At 69.5% G+C, this 17,757-nt stretch carries 16 protein-coding genes and 2 pseudogenes; 10 read left to right on the top strand and 8 right to left on the bottom strand.

The window, feature by feature from the left end:
* Nucleotides 1-154: 154 nt before the first annotated feature.
* Nucleotides 155-349: a hypothetical protein gene (locus O7601_RS25225; protein WP_281563577.1), complete on the bottom strand. Its 195-nt coding sequence runs from the start codon at nt 347-349 to the stop codon at nt 155-157.
* 65 nt (nt 350-414) lie between these two features.
* Here O7601_RS25225 and O7601_RS25220 point away from each other — a divergent pair, with 65 nt between their 5' ends.
* Nucleotides 415-1,446: a site-specific integrase gene (locus O7601_RS25220; RefSeq protein ID WP_281563576.1), complete on the top strand. Its 1,032-nt coding sequence runs from the start codon at nt 415-417 to the stop codon at nt 1,444-1,446.
* Between the two features lie 180 nt (nt 1,447-1,626).
* Here O7601_RS25220 and O7601_RS25215 read toward each other — a convergent pair.
* A pseudogene (locus O7601_RS25215) lies at nt 1,627-1,856 on the bottom strand (transposase); the annotation flags it as partial.
* A gap of 716 nt (nt 1,857-2,572) precedes the next feature.
* Between O7601_RS25215 and O7601_RS25210 the strand changes: the two are divergent.
* The gene (locus tag O7601_RS25210) at nt 2,573-3,394 is read left to right on the top strand and encodes an NPCBM/NEW2 domain-containing protein (protein ID WP_281563575.1); all 822 of its coding nucleotides are present in this window, start codon (nt 2,573-2,575) and stop codon (nt 3,392-3,394) included.
* Nucleotides 3,395-3,544: 150 nt separating this feature from the next.
* On the opposite strand, the gene O7601_RS25205 is transcribed toward O7601_RS25210, so the two are convergent.
* Nucleotides 3,545-3,814 (bottom strand): hypothetical protein, encoded by a 270-nt coding sequence (locus O7601_RS25205; RefSeq protein WP_281563574.1) that lies wholly within the window; start codon nt 3,812-3,814, stop codon nt 3,545-3,547.
* 34 nt (nt 3,815-3,848) lie between these two features.
* Between O7601_RS25205 and O7601_RS25200 the strand changes: the two are divergent.
* From O7601_RS25200 to O7601_RS25190, 3 genes and pseudogenes are all read left to right on the top strand, one after another.
* Nucleotides 3,849-4,148: pseudogene (locus O7601_RS25200) on the top strand (transposase); the annotation flags it as partial.
* A 17-nt stretch (nt 4,149-4,165) separates the two neighbouring features.
* A complete protein-coding gene (locus tag O7601_RS25195) occupies nt 4,166-4,624 on the top strand; it encodes an IS3 family transposase (RefSeq protein WP_281563573.1) in 459 nt (152 codons plus the stop codon).
* Nucleotides 4,606-5,061 carry an IS3 family transposase gene (locus O7601_RS25190; protein ID WP_281563572.1) on the top strand — a complete coding sequence of 152 codons (456 nt, stop codon included), beginning with the start codon at nt 4,606-4,608 and terminating at the stop codon, nt 5,059-5,061. Before O7601_RS25195 ends, O7601_RS25190 begins: the two co-directional genes overlap by 19 nt.
* Before the next feature lie 406 nt (nt 5,062-5,467).
* Here the strand turns inward: O7601_RS25190 and O7601_RS25185 are convergent, their stop codons facing one another.
* The 4 genes from O7601_RS25185 to O7601_RS25170 all read right to left on the bottom strand — a co-directional run bounded on the left by O7601_RS25185 (nt 5,468) and on the right by O7601_RS25170 (nt 10,668).
* On the bottom strand, nt 5,468-5,821 hold the full coding sequence (locus O7601_RS25185; protein ID WP_281563571.1) for an antibiotic biosynthesis monooxygenase family protein: 354 nt from the start codon (nt 5,819-5,821) through the stop codon (nt 5,468-5,470).
* A 976-nt stretch (nt 5,822-6,797) separates the two neighbouring features.
* Nucleotides 6,798-7,877, bottom strand: a complete 1,080-nt coding sequence (locus O7601_RS25180; RefSeq protein WP_281563570.1) for an LLM class flavin-dependent oxidoreductase — start codon at nt 7,875-7,877, stop codon at nt 6,798-6,800.
* A gap of 50 nt (nt 7,878-7,927) precedes the next feature.
* Nucleotides 7,928-8,827: an LLM class flavin-dependent oxidoreductase gene (locus O7601_RS25175; protein ID WP_281563569.1), complete on the bottom strand. Its 900-nt coding sequence runs from the start codon at nt 8,825-8,827 to the stop codon at nt 7,928-7,930.
* Entirely contained in the window at nt 8,824-10,668 is a 1,845-nt protein-coding gene (locus tag O7601_RS25170; RefSeq protein ID WP_281563568.1) for an LLM class flavin-dependent oxidoreductase, read from the bottom strand. The genes O7601_RS25175 and O7601_RS25170 overlap by 4 nt, the downstream gene beginning before the upstream one ends.
* A 69-nt stretch (nt 10,669-10,737) precedes the next feature.
* On the opposite strand from O7601_RS25170, the gene O7601_RS25165 reads away from it, so the two are divergent.
* On the top strand, nt 10,738-11,388 hold the full coding sequence (locus O7601_RS25165; protein ID WP_281563567.1) for an NAD(P)-binding domain-containing protein: 651 nt from the start codon (nt 10,738-10,740) through the stop codon (nt 11,386-11,388).
* Between the two features lie 13 nt (nt 11,389-11,401).
* Here the strand turns inward: O7601_RS25165 and O7601_RS25160 are convergent, their stop codons facing one another.
* On the bottom strand, nt 11,402-11,944 hold the full coding sequence (locus tag O7601_RS25160) for a MarR family transcriptional regulator (protein WP_281563566.1): 543 nt from the start codon (nt 11,942-11,944) through the stop codon (nt 11,402-11,404).
* A gap of 932 nt (nt 11,945-12,876) precedes the next feature.
* Here O7601_RS25160 and O7601_RS25155 point away from each other — a divergent pair.
* From O7601_RS25155 to O7601_RS25140, 4 genes are all read left to right on the top strand, one after another.
* Entirely contained in the window at nt 12,877-13,584 is a 708-nt protein-coding gene (locus tag O7601_RS25155) for an alpha/beta hydrolase (RefSeq protein ID WP_281563565.1), read from the top strand.
* A 141-nt stretch (nt 13,585-13,725) separates the two neighbouring features.
* Nucleotides 13,726-13,992, top strand: coding sequence for a hypothetical protein (locus O7601_RS25150; RefSeq protein WP_281563564.1), 267 nt, complete (start codon nt 13,726-13,728; stop codon nt 13,990-13,992).
* A 36-nt stretch (nt 13,993-14,028) separates the two neighbouring features.
* On the top strand, nt 14,029-15,249 hold the full coding sequence (locus O7601_RS25145; RefSeq protein WP_281563563.1) for a M20 family metallopeptidase: 1,221 nt from the start codon (nt 14,029-14,031) through the stop codon (nt 15,247-15,249).
* 236 nt (nt 15,250-15,485) lie between these two features.
* Complete coding sequence (locus tag O7601_RS25140) at nt 15,486-17,711, top strand: ATP-binding protein (RefSeq protein ID WP_281563562.1); 2,226 nt, start codon at nt 15,486-15,488, stop codon at nt 17,709-17,711.
* The last annotated feature ends 46 nt before the right edge of the window (nt 17,712-17,757 follow it).

Genomic DNA, 17,757 nt, shown 5'->3' with positions numbered 1-17,757 from the left:
CGCTGGGCCGAGGGGTGAGCCGATCAACGGTCGGCGTGCCTTGCCGGTTGCGCAGCTTGCTCCCGAGGCGCGGCCGACGGTGCTGTATGGGATGGCGGCGATCGATCGTGATGGTCGGCTGACCGAAGCGGTGGTTATCCCTGCGCTGGGCTGGCTACCGGGTACCCGGGTGGATGTCCGGGTGCGTGGTGGCCTGGTGCTCGTGACCGCCGATCCGCACGCTGCGTTCCGGGTGACTCGGCCTGGTCAGGTTCGGTTGCCGGCGACGGTCCGGCACTGGTGTGGGCTCACCGCCGGCAGTCGGGTCCTGCTGGTCGCTGACCCGGCCGTCGGGCGGCTTGTGGTCCATCCGCCGGCCGCCGTGCACGCAATGATCACCGCATCTCATGCGGCTGTGTTGGACGGTGGGGCGGCATGACCATGCAGCCATCTTCGAGTCGGCCGAGCCAGGCTGACCTTGACGCGGCGATGCTGCTGCTGTCCCGGCTCGGTATCTCACCGGGCGACCTCCAACAGACCGCCCCTGCGGGTCCGCCGGCACCGACGTTCGCCGAGTACATCCCCGTGGTGTCTGAGGCGGTCAGCGCCGGTACCCGCCGGGTCTACGCCTCCTACTGGAACCGGGTTCTCAAGGAGTGGGGCGACCGGCGGTTGGACGAGCCTGATCCGACGGAGATCAAGCGCCTTGCCGAGCACGTCAAGGCGCACGTCGTTACGCGCCGCAACGCCCGCGGCGGTCGCAGCGCGGCGGAGCACCTGATCGCGGCTTTGCGGTGTCTCTACAACCACGCCGTCGCCGACGGGCATCTCGCCGAGGCGGACAATCCCGCCCGTAAGGTTGCCAAACCGCGGCGCCTGCCCAGCACCCGCCGCGCGGTGCCGGACACCCGGCTCGCCGAGATCAATCAGGTCGCCGCCACGACCGGCGACGATCCGGCTCTGGACTGCCTGCTGCTGCGGCTACACACGGAGACAGCCTGTCGTCGAGGCGGAGCGCTGGCTCTACGACCAGCGGACCTTGACCCGGATCAGTGCCTCATCATGCTGCACGAGAAGGGGGAGACGGTGCGCTGGCAGCCGGTGTCGCCTACCTTGATGCGGCACCTGCAACAGCACGTGGAGGAGCGGCCGGCCGCCCCGACAACGCCGCTGCTGCGTTACCGCAACGGCAAGCCGATCACGTATCGCCGTTACGACTACCTGTGGGAGCGCATCGGCAGACACCTACCCTGGGTAGCGACCCAGCAGATCAGCACCCACTGGCTACGCCACACCACGCTGACCTGGGTCGAGCGGAACTTCAGCTACGCCGTCGCCCGCGCGTTCGCCGGCCACAACGACAGCGGCGGCGACACGGGCACCACGACCACCTACGTGCGCGCCAGCCTGCAAGAGATAGCCGCCGCCGTGGCAGCCCTTACCAGCGAGCCGCACCCGTTGGCCTAGACACACGAGCTGATTCGCCTTGTTCCGGCGACCGTTAGCAAGATCGGAGGCCCTTTTGATCGTCCCCAGCCGGGGACCCTCGGTCGCCCGGCCCGGTATGACTTCCTGCCCCTGTCGTTTCGATGATCCGGGGGTGTTGTTGCCGGGTCGGGTGGCGTCGGCGGACCGCAGGGACACGGCCACCCCGGCGTTGTTCCAGTCCCTGCAGCATGCGCCAGCAGGTCAACCGACCCGAAACCCAACTCCTGGGGCAGGTACTCCCACGGGATCGCGGTGTAGAGCACGAACAGGATCCCGCACAACCTGCGGTCATCCAGCGGCTTACGACCGGGATGCCGCCGCCGTGGTAAGCGGGGTGGCAGTAACGGGTGTCGGCGTACAGGTACGTGCACAGGCGCGTACGGCTGAATGTGCAGAGATTGCCGTACCCACCCGGATCCGAGAAGATCATTCGGGCCATCGACGTTCATCAGACGCGATCACTGACCATGCCCCACTCAGTCCAGTTGGCGTGGAGCGCGTCCTCGTGGACAGGCTCGCCTGATCCGCCTGGGTGCCGGGAGCGTGCTGCGGCAAATCGGGACCAAGCCGACCCGCACCGCAGCCGCGCAGCGGCGAGGAGCGGAAGCGGCGCGGTAGAGCCTTTCTGGGCCGTGCGACTGCGACGGGGTAGGCACCGCGTGCGCCGCGGTCGCGATCTTGAGCAGGAACCTCTGCAAGATCAGCTGTACGCAGCTCTGCACTCCAACGAGTACCCCGACAAACGGCGCGATCTCGACCCACAACCTCGTCCGAGACGATCCACGGCGGCTGCTCACCCCTCCTCACATCCAGACAGAACGATCCTCACGTCATATCCGTAGCGCTCAACCTAGGAAAGTTAGGAGTTCTCATGTGTGACCAATTTGAGCTCAACCCTCAAATGATCACCGAAGGGTCGCGAGTCCACATCACCGGGTCGGATCGATCAGAGCATCCCGCTCAACTTCGAAGAGTTGATTGGTTGCGATCAAACCTGCTCGAACAGCCGACTTGATCAGTCGCCACTCCGGCACGTGTATTGCTCCCTTGTGAAGTCCTCGCTAACCTGTCGCGTCGACATGCAGCAATCGCCAACGGAGGTTCGATGTTGCAGCAGAGCCGCGACAGCCGCGCGGAAGAGCAAAGCGGCGATGGGCGCACCAGTGACGCACGACCTGCGGCGGAAAACGCCACGGAACTCCGAACCAAAAAGATCATCGCCATCCTCGGTGTCTGCACCGCAGTTCTAGGGCTCGTGAGCGCACTGCTCGGCGTGGTAAGCGTGCGGGTCAGCCAGCAGAAAGACCGGGCCGAGGGTCAGGTTGAGTCGCTCTCCGGCGAGGTGTCCAGTCTCTCGGAGCAGATAGCTAAGCTCAAGACCGAGCGAGACACGTTGGCCCTAGAAATCGACGGGCTGCGCAAGGACCGGGATGGCCTCAGGCAGGAGCTGGACGAAGCTACCAGCGGGGATGGTGGATCCTCTTCGGACAGCCTTCCACCCAGGGTGATCTATCTGGCCGACGAGCAGATGTTGCGCGGGACGACGACCCTCGACAAGGGCGCCGCCAACGTGGGCGGCGAGACCTACGTGCACAGCATCTCCATGGCGCAGGGCTACGGGCGGTCAGAAGCCAAACAGGTCTACGTCGAATACGACCTGAGAAGCGGGTACGCCAGGTTCACCGCTACCATCGGGCTGTCGGACAAGAACCGGAACGCCAACCGGGTAGCCAAGTTCGAAGTGATCGTGGATCAAAAGCCGCCTCGCGAGTTTACCCTCGCCGCTGGCCGGTCCGAAGGGGTCGACGTGTCCGTGGCCGGCGGGCAACGGCTACGCCTTCAGGTGACATTCTTTCGCCCCTCGGACGCTTCCGGCTTTGACGACAACGATAAGGCGGTCTGGGGCGACGCAGCACTGCGGGCCTGACACCGACACATAAAAAGTCCGTGAGATCGGATCGAGGTGGTCACAGGGGTTGTCGGGAGCGTTACGGGTAACGCTGCCGACAACTGTCTCTGCGGGATGGAGTTCGTGCGGGCCACATCAACGTACGAGGCGCCGCCCGGCCATGACTCGTTAGCTCAGACCTCGGTCGGTGATCGCGCTGAACATTCCGTCGAGCCGCTGTTCTGGTCCGTCAACCTCTGTCTTGTGCTCGGCCAGCGGGTGGGATTCGCCCGTCAGCGCCGCCAGGGCCTGCGCGACTTCGTACACATCGGCGCGTACGTAGGTCGACGTGGTACCGGCGTCACTCTTCCCGTCGTGCCCGGCGAAGGCTCGCGCGACGGCGTAGCCGAAGTTCCGCTCGACCCAGGTCAGGTGGGCCTGACCCGGTTTGACGGACATCCCAGCTCAGAGGGGCTGTGTGCTCCTCGGGAGGATGTTCATCATGGAAGGCATGGGTAAGAAACCACGCCGGCCGCGTCGGGCGTTCACGCCGGAGTTCAAGGCGGAGATCGTTGAGGTGTGTCGGCGGGGTGACCGGACGGTGGCGCAGGTCGCGAGGGACTTCGATCTGACCGAGACCGCGGTGCGGGAGTGGGTCAGGCAGGCCGATCTCGACGCCGGCACCCGGTCGGATGGGTTGACCAGCGACGAGCGGGATGAGTTGGCGCGGCTGCGGCGGGAGAACCGTCGGCTGCGGGAGGACGTCGACATCCTGAAGCGGGCCACGGCTTTCTTCGCGAAGGAGACCCGGTGAACGTGTATCCGTTCATCGAGGCGGAGAAGGCACGGCCCGACGGGAATGTGAAGCGTTCCTGTGAGCTGTTGGAGGTCTCCCGGTCCGCCTACTACCAGCACCGCGCCGGCCCGTCGCGGCGGGAGCGTGACGATGCCGAGCTGATCGACCGGATCTCCGACATTCACGCCGTCTCGGCCGGCACCTACGGCGCGCCTCGGGTGCACGCCGAACTCGCCGCGCAGGGCCGGCGGCACTCCCGTAAACGGGTCGCCCGACTGATGCGGGGCGCCGGGTTGTGCGGACGGATGCCGAAGCGGTGGCGAACCACGACCGTGCCCGATCCGACAGCGGCCCTGGCCGCCGACCGGATCCGCCGGAACTTCACCACCTCCGCGACTGAGGTCGACACCCGCTGGTGCGGTGACATCACCTACATCCTACGTGGGAGGGCTGGTTGTACCTCGCGACCGTGATCGACATCGCCTCACGTCGGGTCGTCGGCTGGGCCACCGCCGACCATCTCCGCACCGACCTGCCGGCCCAAGCCCTGTCCAACGCCATCGCCACCCGCCGCCCGACCGGTCAGGTGATCTTCCACAGCGACCGAGGCTGCCAGTACACCTCGACGCAGTACGCCCGCCTCGCCCGACAGCACAAGGTGCTGCTGTCGGTCGGTTCCCGGGGACAGTGCTGGGACAACGCCGTCGCGGAGTCGTTCTTCGCCACGATCAAGACCGAACTGTTGGACCGGAGGGCGTGGCCAACCCGTGCTGCCGCCCGCGCGGCGATCTTCGACTGGATCGAGGGGTGGTACAACACCCGCCGCCGCCACTCCACCCTGGACTACATGAGTCCCGCCGAGTACGAGGAGACCGCCTATTTCCGCAGGCCAACCCGCAAGGTAGCGTGAGATCCACTTATCGACCCTGTCCGTCAAACCGGGTCAACCCCAGGTCGAAGTAGGCGTTGATCACGTCTTCTTTGCGTTCGTAGCAGCGTTGTAGCCGGTTGAAGGCTTGGTTGGCAGGTACGGCCTCGGAGGAACCAGGCGGCCAGAACTCGCATTCGGTCGAGGCTTGAGGTGTGGTAACTCTCGGGTTGAGGTCGCGGGAAGCCGGGGTGCGCGGTGTGCCCGTCAACCCAGGTCGAGACGAAGCGGAAGGTCTCCGCCAACCACGGGTCGGACGCCTTGCGGCGGTTGTACACGTTATGCGTGCCTCGCCCGGTGCGGCGGGCCGGGCGATGCCGCGACATCACGTCGAACGGCCGGCCGGGCCCCGCCGCTGGGCGGCTGTGAGGCCCGGCCGGAGCCGATCTCAAACCACCGCCCGCACCCACTGGGCATCCGAGAAGTCCAGGGTCTCGGCGAAGCGGCCGAGGTAGGGGTACAGGGCCGGGTTCTCGATGTGCCTGCGTAGGTCCTCACCGGTCGCCCACCGCTCGCTGATGCGGTAGGAGCCGACCTCGTCGGGGCTGTGGTAGATCGCGTACAGCTCGTATCCGGGCTCCTCCCGGGCCGCGTCCATCACGACCCGCATCGTCTTCTCGACCTCGGCGGCGTCGACGCCCGGCTTGAGCCGGGCATTGCCCCAGTAGCCGACCGGGTCGGTGGACTCCAGGATCTCGGCGGGAGCGAAGTCCTTGGCGTTGAAGTGGTTGAGCTCAGACATCGCGGTGTCCTTTCTCGTCTCGTGTTCCTCGTGGCCTAACGGCGGCCACGAGGAAATGCTCGTCCAGTGTCGAGCCGCCGGCAAACACCCCCCAAGGTACTTGTGTAAAGCAAGTAACTTCTCGCTGGCCCTAATGGCGTCAACTCGCCGTGCCGCTGCAGAAGGCGACCGCAGTGTCCCCGCGATCAGCGTCAACATGGCTTCCTCGACGAGGCCGTCGACCACCGACGTGCTGGTACGCGTCCAAATCGTCCCTATGAACCACCCTCGTGAACGCCTGTTGCGCCGATCCGGGTAGAACGCCCAGGATTTGACGATTCCTGGTTGGGGGGAAAGGGAGTGTGAGCGCGTGGAGGGCTGTTGCCGACCCGTACGTCAACGGCGGGATCGCGGTGCACGGCGCGTCGGGGCCGTGTCTATGGTCTGGAGATGCGTTACGGCTGCTAGCCGTCGCCTTCGATGCGTGCGACCCGGGCTGGAGCGGCGCGGTCCTGGGCCGCTCTATTCGGCCGGGAGGGGACGGAGGACTTTGCTGGAGCTGTTGCCGGCACGGGCGGGCAGCTCGGTCTGCGTTCCTTGTCGGCCGTGCCGGGCTCTTCGGCGCGAGCCGCGTGCATCTGCACCTGACCAGCGCCACTCTCGGTGCACAGATGCGCATCATGGCGATGGCGCTCCAACTCTGTGGTCGTCACCTCGCCGTCGGCAGCGACCCGAGGAGGGGCACGTCGTCCTGACCGACCCGGTGGGCCACAAGTTTTTGCGTGATCGAGCCCGGCAACGCCTAACTTGCCGGCTGCGGCGTACCGAAGGGTTCGCTTGTGACGGCAGACGCCGGCTGCCCTGACCGCTCGGGAACACGAAATCGCCGGACCTCCGGCATCCGCCTGCAGGTCATCTCACATTCGGTCCTTGCCTTCCTCTGCGACACCATGAGCATCGGTATCGCAGTCAGCGTCAGTTCCGCCGACCGGCCGGCTCAGACGGCCGCCGCCGTCGCGCGCCCCGTGAGTTCATCGACGGTCGCGGTGCCGAGTTCGGCCTGCACGGCCGGGCGTACGACGGTTCCATACAGCTCGATCGTCCGGAGGACCTCGCGCTGCGGCACGGCGCCAGTGTCAATGTGGATGTAGGAGCGCACCTGGCCCCAGTGCTCATGCATGAGCAGGATGCGCTCGATGATCTCCTCGGGGGAGCCGACCAGCAGCCCGCCCTGCGGTCCGCTGTCCTGATCGAAGCGGTCGCGGGTAGGTGGCAGGAAGCCGCGCTGCTCGCCGACGACCTTCATGAACTGGTGCCAGTGCGGCCAGAACGTGTCGCGGGCCTTTTTCCCGTCCTTGTTCAGGAAGCCGGGCGAGCCCAGCATGAGCATGGTCTGCTGCGGGGTGTTGCCAAACTGCTGGGCGGCGCGGCGGTACAGCTCGGAGATGCCCGCGTTGCGGATCGCGTTGCCGCCCAGGACGCCGGTCGCCATCGGCAGACCCAGTCGCGCGGCCCGGATGACCGAAGCGGGGTTGCCGCCGACGCCCAGCCAGATGGGAATCGGTCCTCGCTCGGCGCGCGGCGGGATGTACTCGCCGTTGAGGTCCGGGCGGGTCTTGCCGCGCCAGTAGACCCGTTCGTGCTGGTTGACCTCCAGCAGCAGCTCCAGCTTCTCGGCGAACAGCTCATCGTAGTCGCGCAGGTCGTACCCGAACAGAGGGAATGACTCGATCGACGATCCTCGGCCGGGGATCAGCTCCACGCGCCCGTTCGCGATCGCGTCGACCGTCGAGTACTGCTCGTACACGCGGACCGGGTCTTCGGTGCTGAGCACGGTCACTGCCGTGGACAGCTTGATCCGGTTGGTCTGCGCCGCGATCGCGCCGAGGATCGGCGCGGCCGCCGATCCCGGGAACTCCGGGGTGTGATGCTCTCCGACGCCGAACCAGTCCAGGCCCACCTGCTCGGCGAGCACCCCGGACTCCACGATGTTGCGGATCGCCTGCGCCTCCGAGATGCGCTTGCCCGTTTCCGGATCCCAGTTCGCATCCCCGAACGCGCCGATGCCCAGCTCCATGACTGCCTTCTCTCGGTTCTGATTACTGTGGTAGAGGTGGTGACCGCACGTCACCGCCGGGCCTGCGCCACGTTCTCGCGTACGGCCGGAGCGACCTCGGCGCCGAGGCGGGTCAGCGTGAGCGGGTCGTCGCCGCCGACGATGAACGCGCTGACGCCGTGCTCGAGGGCGAGCATGGTGAGCTTGTCGATCCACACCTTGCCTGGGCCGTCGAGGAAGCCTTGCCCGGTTGTCTCGAGGCTGGCGTGCATGAAATTCATCAGGCGCCGGACCGCGGCCGGTTCCCGGCCGGCTTGGTGCGCCGCGTCGTCGATCCGTTCGTTGGCGTCGGCGAGACCCCGCAGGCCGCCGTCGATGTATTCGATGCTGGGCAGCCACCCATCGGCGACGGCGCCGGTGAGGGCCAGCATCCGGGGCTTGTAGGAGCCGACCCAGATCGGGATCGGGTGATGAGCGTACGGGGCCCGGACGCCGCGCTCGACCTGGTAGAACTGCCCCTTGTGGGTCAGCGGCTCCTGCCGCTCCGGGTCCCAGGCGTCGCGGATGATGCCGATCGCCTCCTCCAGGGCGGAGATGCCCTGCCCGGTGGTCAGGCGGCGGCCGCCCATGCGGGCGATGCCGTCCCAGAACGCGCCGGCGCCGATGCCCAGGCGGAACCGGCCACCGGAGAGCCGGTCGACGGTCGCGGCCGTGCGAGCCAGGCCCAGCGGTGGCCGCAGCGGCAGGCTGGTCACGTTGCCGCTGACCGCGATCTTCCGGGTCTTCGAGGCGACATAGGTCAGCAGGGTCGAGGTGTCGTGGAGGGAGGACTGGTACGGGTGGTCCTGGAACGTCACCAGGTCCAGTCCCGCCTGTTCGGAGACGACAGCGAGGTCGACAGCGTGCTGCGCGGGCTGTGCGACGGGACTGACGAAACTACCGAACAGTAGATCATGGCCGTAGTCGGTCATGCCGCCACCTTTTCCTCGGACGCCAGCGGGGCCGGCGCGATGTTGAAGTTGTCCCGGAACAGGTTGGTCGGGTCGTACTCGGCCTTGAGCCGCCGCAGCCGCTCCAGCACCGGCGCGGGGAAGGCGTCGAGGAGACGTTCGGGGTGCCGGTCGGTCTCGAAGCTGAGATAGAGGCCGTCGAAGTGCGGGCGCAGCCTGTCCCACTCGGCTGTCAGGCGGTCGTCGCTCGAACTCATCGCGGTCAGCTGAAAATGCGGGGTCCGGTGGCTGAACGCCATCGCATCCGACGGCACGTCGGAGATCGCCCCGCCCATTGCGCGCAGCTCGAAGAAGTAGACGAGGTCGGTGCTCAGCAACTCGGCCGCCTCGCGGGCGAACTGTCGGGTGAGCTTGGGGACGAACGCCGAGCGCGAGACCGGCTCCCCGAAGCCCTGCTGGCCCGACGGCCCGATATCGACGGCGTTGTCCATCACGCCCGGGTAGCCAGTCATCAGCGCGTGCTGGCGGACGAGCTGACCGAGTTCCAGGAATGGGGTCAGCCGCGCGACGACGATGTCCGGGTCGGGGTTGTCGACCACCGCGTAGAGGGAGATGACCCACTGGCCCCGCCGGGCCCGGCCGGTGACCAGGAACACCGTCGTGTCCCGTGGCGCCTGACTCGCGATCTGGCCGTAGCGGTAGAGAGATGCCTCGATGTCGCTGGAGACCAGCGTGAGCTTCGCATACCCGACCTCGCCGACCACGGAGGTCTCGAACTCGAACGCCGTCGCGATCCCGAAGTTCGCGCCCGCTCCGCGCACGGCCCAGAACAGGTCCGGGTTTTCCGTGTCGGAGGCGCGGATTGGCGTGCCGTCGGCCAGCACCAGTTCCACCGCCTTCACATGATCGATGGTGAGCCCGTGCTTGCGGGAGATCAGCCCGATGCCGCCCGCGGTCGCCAGCCCGCCGACACCGACGCCGCCGTAGTCGCCGGAGCCGAGCGCCCACCCGTGCGAGACCAGGGAGTGCGCCACTTGCTTCCACGTGCGCCCCGGCTCGATGCGGACCAGCCGGCGCGACGCGTCGAGAACATCGAGGGCGTTCATCGCCCCGACGCTGATCACCAGCCCGTCCCGGTTGGTGGAGCGGCCGCTGATGCCGTGCCCGGCGCTGCGTACCCCCAGCGGGACGTCGCGGTGGTCGCGGGCGAACGCGATCGCGTCCACCACCTCGGCGACCGTACGCGGGCGCAGCACGAGCCCGGGGTTGCCACCGCGCAGGTAGGTCGAGGAGACGGCGCGGTGTTCCCGATCACCGGGCTCGATCGCCCGGCCGGCCAGGCTGGCCGGCACCGCGTCGTAGGCGATGCCCGGAACCCGTTGCGCGAGAGCGGGCCCGGATCGGTGCGGGCGTCCGGCCGGCGCCTCCGGCTCCGGTGCCGCGACCAGCGCCGCAAGGCGGGTCATACCGGCGGCGTCGCGGACCGGCACGACGGGGATGCCGGCCCCGGCGGCGTCCCGGATCGCGCCGTCATCGGCGTCGGCGGCGACGATCGTGAAGCGGGAACCCGGTGGCGGGGTCCGCTCCGGGGCAAGTGCGGCGAGCGTCGCTGCCGCCTTGTCCAGCACCGACGGCACCGCCGAGTCGGGGCTCGTCGGCTCGTAGCCCTGCTCGCGCGGCGGAACCCCCACGCGGATGCGGTCGGTCACACCGGCGATCCACGTCGCCATCGCCCACGCGTCCGCGTTGCGGCTGCCGGTCACCAGGGCGATGCCGATCCCGTTGTCCTCGGCGGCCCGTGCCAGCGTGACCAGCTCGTCCGGTCCGGCGTTGTCCGCGTTGAGGAGTACACCGATCTCCACCCCGCCCACCTCGCTTCGTTTGCGTCACAACTAGTATGTTCGACAAACGATAGCGCAGGAGGAAGCGGAATGATTCCCGTCCAGGCGGAGCGCCCCACCGTGGGCGTCATCGGCTTCGGCAAGGTCGGCACCGTGCTCGCACGACTCGCCCGCAACGCGGGTCATCGCGTGCTCGCGGCGGGTTCCGGAGACCCCGAGGCGATCGTGCTCACTGCGGAAATCCTCACCCCGGGCGTCGAGACCGGCTGGGCACACGAGGTCGCCGAGATCGCCGATATCGTGATCCTGGCCATCCCGCTGCGTTCCCACCGGCAGCTGCCCGCCGCACAGCTCGCGGGAAAGGTCGTCATCGACGCCGTCAACCACTGGCTTGAGACCGACGGGCCCCGTGCCGATTGGCTCGACGCGCAGGAGAGCTCCAGCGAGCATCTCCGGGACGCGTTGCCCGGGGCCCGCCTCGTGAAGGGCTTCAACCACCTCGGCTACCACGATATCGACGAGCGGCCCAAGCCGCGCGGTGCCGCGGACCGGATCGCTATCGCGCTGGCCTCCGACGACGCCGACGCGCTGAGCCGGGTGGCGGCTCTGGTGGACGACCTGGGATTCGACCCCGTGATTCTCGGCACCCTGCCCCTCGGGCGGATGCTGGAGCCAGGCGGGCCGATCTTCGGCGACGTCCTCACCGCCGAGGCGCTCAAGGCGCGCGTCCGGCCGCGGTAGCCGGCCGCGGCTGTTACCGCTGCGTGGAGCCCAGCGCCGGGTCGGCTAGCGCGTCCATCACGGCCAGGCAGGGGTCCAGGGCGGGCTGATCGTTATGCAGCGAGGTGGCGAGTTGCGCGGCGTTGTCGACGAACATGCGCCGCAGCGGCGCCGGAACGTTGCCGAACACCGCGTCCTCGGCTGCGCGGACCTTGGCCTCCAACTCCGTCAGCTTCGCCGCGCCGCTCGGGGTGATCGCGATCCGCCGGACGCGCCGGTCGGCCGGGTCGGTCCTCCGCTCCACCAGGCCGGCGCCCTCGAGCGCGTCGATCACATAGGGCATGACGGTCTTGTCGATCTGCAGATGCTTGGCGAGCCCGCTCTGGGTGGGCGGATCATTGTGCCCGACGACGGATAGGATCTGATAGCCGCGCGTCCCGTGCGGCACGCCCTCGACGGCCTGCTCGACCCGCTCGTGCCAGCTACGCAGGATGACGCCGAGATGCCAGCCCAGGTCGGAGCCCGGAATGCCCACCGTGGGGGAGTTCCTGACCGCATCCGCGTCGCGCACACCCATGCCACCAGCGTACGCCGACCCGAGGTAGCCACCGATCGTACTTCAGCCCCGGCTGAACTCGTCGGTGATCGCGACACCCGCCGGCCGTGCACAGCCTGACACAACCCTCCGGGGACGCGCTTCGCCTCGTCGAGTCGCTCGACAATCTGCCCAACCCGGTGTCGGCTCGCCACCGCGTACGCCGGTCTCGGTCGACCCGACCCGGCACGGCCCTGGTCGACCGGTCCCTGGTGATCGCTGAGGCGCTCGGTGATCTCGATGGGCAGGGGGTTGTGTCACGGCGCCCGCGACGCGTGGCAGGAGGCACTCGATCTGGTCGATCATCTCCGGGGTGCGCGCAGGCGACCGTGCTCCAGGACCGGCTGACCCGCCTCGTCGAGGCCACGACCGCCGCAGCTTAGGGCCGTCGTGGCTGAACTTTCCGACAACCGTTCCGTCGTTCCGGGTATGGGATACGGGAGTTCCGCGTCGGGCCCGGCCCGGGCGCCAAGATCCGCTATCGGAGCCACCATTCGCCACGTCGCCGCTGTCCTCGTCTGGTCGCCACGCGACCTGATGACCGATTGCGGGCGTGCCGTCGCGGCCCTGGAAAGGGTTGACCCGGTAATGCTCGACCGTGACGATCTCGACAGCCTCGTCGACGACGCAACCTCACGTTGTCGCACTTCTACGCTTGCCTGCTGTGGCGCGAGGACGTGGCCGGGGTTCGTCTCGACCAGGGTATCGCCGTACTCCCGCCGCTCTGGCGCGGCGCCGGCGACCCGGTCGGTCGTCTCCTTGGCCGACATCCTCAACCGTCGGTTCGCCGCCGCCGCCGCCGTCGGCGACGCCGCCTCGCCGACGCGTTTAGTCGCTGTCGAGTCGGTTAAGCGCTCTGCGCCGCCACCATGTAGTGGCTGGTCACGGGAGTGGCGACGGAAGGAAGATGCCTCATGAGTAGCGACGGCCGAGAGATCAAGAATGTTGTGATCGTGCACGGCGCGTTCGCTGACGGTTCGGGCTGGCGTGGCGTGTACGACAAGCTGACGGCCCAGGGCTACCGGGTCAAGATCGTGCAGAACCCGCTCACCTCACTCGAGGACGACGTCGCGGCGACCACGAGGGTCCTCGACAAGCAGGACGGCCCGACGATCCTCGTCGGCCACTCCTGGGCCGGCACGGTCATCACCGAGGCGGGTGTGCACCCGAACGTGGCCGGCTTGGTCTACGTGTCGGCGCTGGCACCGGACGCGGGCGAAACCACCGCCCAGCAGTACGAGGGGTTCGGCCCCACACCCGACTTCGTCATCGACGTCACCGAGGACGGGTACGGCTTCCTCAACCCGGACACGTTCAAGGCCGGGTTCGCGGCGGACACCAGCGACGCCGACGCCGCCTTCCTCCGCGACTCGCAGGCGCCTGTCAAGATGGCGGCGTTCGAGACTCCGGTGAAGAACGCCGGCTGGCGGGACAAGCCGAGTTGGGCGGTCATCGCGAGCGAGGACAGGGCGTTCGACCAGGCGATGTTGCAGCACATGGCCAAGCGTATCGGCGCGAAGATCACCAACGTGTCGGCCAGCCACGCCGTGTTCACGACCCAGCCCGGCGCCGTCGCCGACGTCATCGTCACCGCCGCGCAGAACGCCGGCAACGCCCGCTGACACCCACCACCCGACCCGGGCCGGCTCGCGCGCCCGCGTGAGCCGGCCCAGCTGCCCGGAGCGTGAACCGCATGTCCAGCACGATGTTCCAGGTGGCGCTGTGGATCGAACTTCTCGCCGCCGGGCTCGGCGGCCTCCAGGGTGCCCTGTTCGCCGCGGGCGAGGAGCATCGCCGTATCGACCTGCTCGGCGGTCGGCACCCTCTACGCCGTCGCCGCCGGAACCGGTGCCGGGTCGCTCATCCTGCTCACCGCGCTCGGCGCCCCGACCCCGATCGCGGGTCTGCTCTGCGTGGCCGTGACCACGTCCGTCCGACTGGCCGCCGTCCGCTTCGGTTGGGCGTTCCCCGAGCAACGTGCGGTACGCCTCCGACGTCCGAAGATCCCCGTGAAGACGCCCGCCGAGTGACCGCCCACCAGGGAACGACCAGGAGGCCGACCCGCTGTGGAACCCCACGATCACGCCACCGTCCTGCGCGAGACCGCGCACCGGCTCCAACCGGAGCTGGTCCGGCTGCGCCGGGACCTGCACGCGCACCCGGAGACGGGCCTCGACCTGCCGCGTACCCAGGCGGCCGTCATCGAGTCGATCGACGCTCTGGGGCTGGAGGTGTCCCGCGGTTCCGGGCTGACCTCGGTGACAGCGGTGCTGCGTGGCGGACGACCCGGCCCGGCGGTCCTGCTGCGCGCGGACATGGACGCGCTGCCCCAGACCGAGGCGACCGGCCTGGACTACGCCAGCCGGACGCCCGGGGCGATGCACGCGTGCGGGCACGACCTGCACACCGCCGCCCTGGTCGGCGCGGCCCACACCCTCGCCGAGCACCGCGATCTGCTGGCCGGCGACGTCGTCTTCATGTTCCAGCCCGGCGAGGAGGGGTGGGACGGCGCCGCCCGGATGATCGACGAGGGCGTGCTCGACGCTGCCGGCTCCCGGGTACGGGCGGCCTACGGCCTGCACGTGCGCTCCTACGGGACGGCCCGGGGCGTCTTCCGCAGCCGGCCGGGGGCGCTCATGGGTGGCGTCGACGCGTTCACCGTGACGGTGCACGGGGCGGGCGGCCACGCGTCGATGCCACACCTGGCCAACGACCCGATCCCGGTGGCGGCGCAGATCATCACGTCCATCCCCCCGATGCTCATCCGCCGGTTCGACGCGCTCGACCCGGTCGTCGTCACCGTCACGTCCGTGCGGGCCGGTAGCGGGGCGAACATCATTCCCGAACGCGCCGAGCTGACCGGCACCATCCGTACGTTCTCGGCGGCGAACCGCCCGCGGATCAGGGCCGAACTCACCAGTTTGTGCGGGTCGGTAGCCCTGGCGTCCGGGACGACAGCCGAGGTCACCTACAGGGACGGTTACCCGGTGACCGTCAACGACCCGGACGAGTACGAGTTCGCCGCGGCAGTGGTGCGGGACGCGCTGGGTCCGGACCGGTTCGAGCCGATGGCCACACCGATCGCCGCCGCGGAGGACTTCTCCCGGGTGCTCAACCAGGTGCCGGGCTGCTACCTGCACCTGGGGGCGAGCGCTGCCGACGACCCGTCGACCGCCGCGACCAACCACAGCCCGTACGCCGTCTTCGACGACTCCGTCCTCGCCGACGCGTCGTTCGTTCTCGCCGAACTCGCCAGGCGGGCACTCGATCGCCTGGCGGCGTCCTGACCGGCGACGCTGCTACACATGCTGTCGCGGATGGGACGCGGCCCCGACTGCACCCGGTAACCGGTCGCCTGCCCCGGTCGCCGACTGCCGCGTGCGTCCCGCCAGCTCGTCAGGGTGGCGTCGCGCCCGCTGGCGGGCCGGCCGGGGCGTTGATCAGCGCGTTGCGCGAGGGCCGCGTGGCGTAGTGCACGCGGACTTGACGGGGCGGGCGCCGGGGCAGCGCCTACCCTCGACTCATGATCGGGCGTCGTCGTGAGCGTGCCGCCGTCCAACGACTCCTGGACCGCGCGGTCGCCGGCTTGGGCGGCTGCCTGATCGTGGTGGGACCTGCCGGATCGGGGAAGACCACGCTCGGCGACGTGGCGGCGGACCTCGCCCGGCAGCGTGGCCTGGCGGTGAACCGTACGGTGACGGCCGACCCGACGGGCCCCCGGTTGGTGCTCCTGGACGACCTCGACCAGACCGCACCGACCGTGGACCTCGACTCGTTGGTACGCGGCGGCGCGGCGGTCGTGGCCACCACGGCCGAGGTGAGGCAATCCGGCCAGCACCTCTATCTCACCCCGCTGACCGAGGCCGAACTGGCTGCCCTTCTGCCGGACATGCCGAGCGGCGCGGTGCGCGCGATCTGGCTGCTCACCGCGGGATGGCCCGGTCCGGCTCTGGACCTCGCGGCGAGCGTCCCGCCCGGGGCCAGCGAGGACGCTGTCGTCGAGGCAGCCCTGACCTCGCCCTCGCGAGGTCAGTTCCTCGCCCTCGATATGGGGCTGATCCGCCTGCTGGAGGACGCGGCGTCCCGCGCGCTACCGCCGGCCCTCCGCGCCCGGGTGCTGGTGCGGCTGGCCGCGGAGATGTTGGGCGATCCGTCCGCCTCGACCCGGCGACGGGAACTTGTCGACGAGGCCGTCCGGCTGGCTCGGGACTCCGGGGATCCGGGCACGCTCGCCGAGGTGCTGGACGGGCGGCTGCACGCGGTGTGGGATCCCGGCGCCGCCGACGAACGGCTGACCAGGGCGTCCGAGATCATCGATCTGTCCCGTCGGGCCGGGGACGCCCTCCTCGAGCGGCGCGGACTCTTCTGGCGGTTCACCGCGCTCGCCGAACTCGGCGACCTCGACGCCGCCGAGGCCGCCCTGGTGGCGTACGCCAGGGCGGGGGAGCGGGACAGCGATCCCGAGGCGGCCGTCGTCGCCCTCTCCCGGCAGGCCGTGTTGGCGCTGGTCCGGGGTCGGCTCGGGCTCGCTGAGGCGCTCGCCGCCGAGGTGGAGGAAGCCGGACGCCGGGTCGGTCTGGCGGACACCGCCCGGCTGACCGCGTCGCTGCGCGGCCGGATGGCACTGCTGCGCGGCGAGGCGGCGAGCGAGGTGCAGACGTTGCGCACGCTCGCGCGGCGGCTGCCCGGACATTTTTTCGAGGTGACCGCGGCCCGGGCGTTGGCCGAGTCGGGTCAGGTCACCGAGGCGCTGCTGGAGGTGGACCGCCTGCTGCCGTCGGTGCTGGCCGGAGCGGGACCCCGCTGGCTCGGCGCGGTGGCCGATCTGGCCTTCGTCGCCTCGTTCGGTGCCGCACCGGATGCCGTGCAGGCCCTCTACGACGCTCTGCTTCCGTACGCGGGCCGCCTGGTGGTCTGGGGTGGGGCGAACACGATTGCCGGCCCGGTCGACGACTATCTGGGGCGTCTGGCCGCGCGGCTGGGCCGGGCCGGCGACGCGTCCGCACACTTCGATCGAGCGGTCGCCCAGGAGGAGCGGCTCGGTGCCCTGCCGTGGTTGGCGGCCACCCTCGCGGCTCGTGGCGACCGGACGCAGGCGGCGTCGATCGCCGGAGGGCTGGGCCTGCCGCTGCCCGTCGGACCGCCCCCGCCGATCGAGCCCGTGCCAGCGGAGGTCGGCCCGCCGGGAGCCCACCGCGAACCGAGTGCCGACGTGTGGAAACTGGGGCGCGACGGCGACGACTGGATCATCGACGCCGGCCCGGAGCACGCCCGCCTCCGTGACGTCCGCGGGATGCACTTCCTGCGTACCCTCCTGGCCGCGCCCGGCCAGGAGATCGCCGCACTGGATCTCGTCGCCGGTGGCGTCGGCCTGGTGGCGACCGCGCCCGAACCGGTGCTCGACAGCGCCGCGCGGGCGGCGTACCGGAGGCGGCTCGACGACCTCGCGCACCAGTTGGACAGGGCGGACCGCACGGGTGACGTCGACCGCGCCGCGAGGTTCACCGCCGAGCGCAGCGCCCTGCTGGCCGAGCTACGCCGGGCCACCGGCCTCGGCGGTCGGGCCCGGGTGCAGAGCGCCGAAGCGGAACGGGCTCGGGTGAACGCGACGCGCGCCCTGCGGATGGTGCTCACCAGGCTCGAGCCGGTCGCTCCCATCGTCGCGGCGCACCTGCGGGCATCGATGCACACGGGAGGTTACTTCCGCTACCAACCAGCAGCCGGTGGGCCGGCACGCTGGCAGGTGTGACCCGGGCCACGTACGGGTCGTTCAGTGTCCGGTTACGCCCACCGGG

It is taken from the genome of Verrucosispora sp. WMMD573, assembly GCF_027497175.1.
GTDB lineage: Bacteria > Actinomycetota > Actinomycetes > Mycobacteriales > Micromonosporaceae > Micromonospora.
This window is presented reverse-complemented; position numbering and strand designations above follow the sequence as displayed.

What these genes read in the sequence shown, in the direction of transcription:
- O7601_RS25225 (WP_281563577.1), bottom strand. Translation starts at nt 349, where the DNA reads ATGGACCACAAGCCGCCCGACGGCCGGGTCAGCGACCAGCAGGACCCG.
- O7601_RS25220 (WP_281563576.1), top strand. Translation starts at nt 415, where the DNA reads ATGACCATGCAGCCATCTTCGAGTCGGCCGAGCCAGGCTGACCTTGAC.
- O7601_RS25210 (WP_281563575.1), top strand. Translation starts at nt 2,573, where the DNA reads ATGTTGCAGCAGAGCCGCGACAGCCGCGCGGAAGAGCAAAGCGGCGAT.
- O7601_RS25205 (WP_281563574.1), bottom strand. Translation starts at nt 3,814, where the DNA reads ATGTCCGTCAAACCGGGTCAGGCCCACCTGACCTGGGTCGAGCGGAAC.
- O7601_RS25185 (WP_281563571.1), bottom strand. Translation starts at nt 5,821, where the DNA reads ATGTCTGAGCTCAACCACTTCAACGCCAAGGACTTCGCTCCCGCCGAG.
- O7601_RS25180 (WP_281563570.1), bottom strand. Translation starts at nt 7,877, where the DNA reads ATGGAGCTGGGCATCGGCGCGTTCGGGGATGCGAACTGGGATCCGGAA.
- O7601_RS25175 (WP_281563569.1), bottom strand. Translation starts at nt 8,827, where the DNA reads ATGACCGACTACGGCCATGATCTACTGTTCGGTAGTTTCGTCAGTCCC.
- O7601_RS25165 (WP_281563567.1), top strand. Translation starts at nt 10,738, where the DNA reads ATGATTCCCGTCCAGGCGGAGCGCCCCACCGTGGGCGTCATCGGCTTC.
- O7601_RS25160 (WP_281563566.1), bottom strand. Translation starts at nt 11,944, where the DNA reads ATGGGTGTGCGCGACGCGGATGCGGTCAGGAACTCCCCCACGGTGGGC.
- O7601_RS25155 (WP_281563565.1), top strand. Translation starts at nt 12,877, where the DNA reads ATGAGTAGCGACGGCCGAGAGATCAAGAATGTTGTGATCGTGCACGGC.
- O7601_RS25140 (WP_281563562.1), top strand. Translation starts at nt 15,486, where the DNA reads ATGATCGGGCGTCGTCGTGAGCGTGCCGCCGTCCAACGACTCCTGGAC.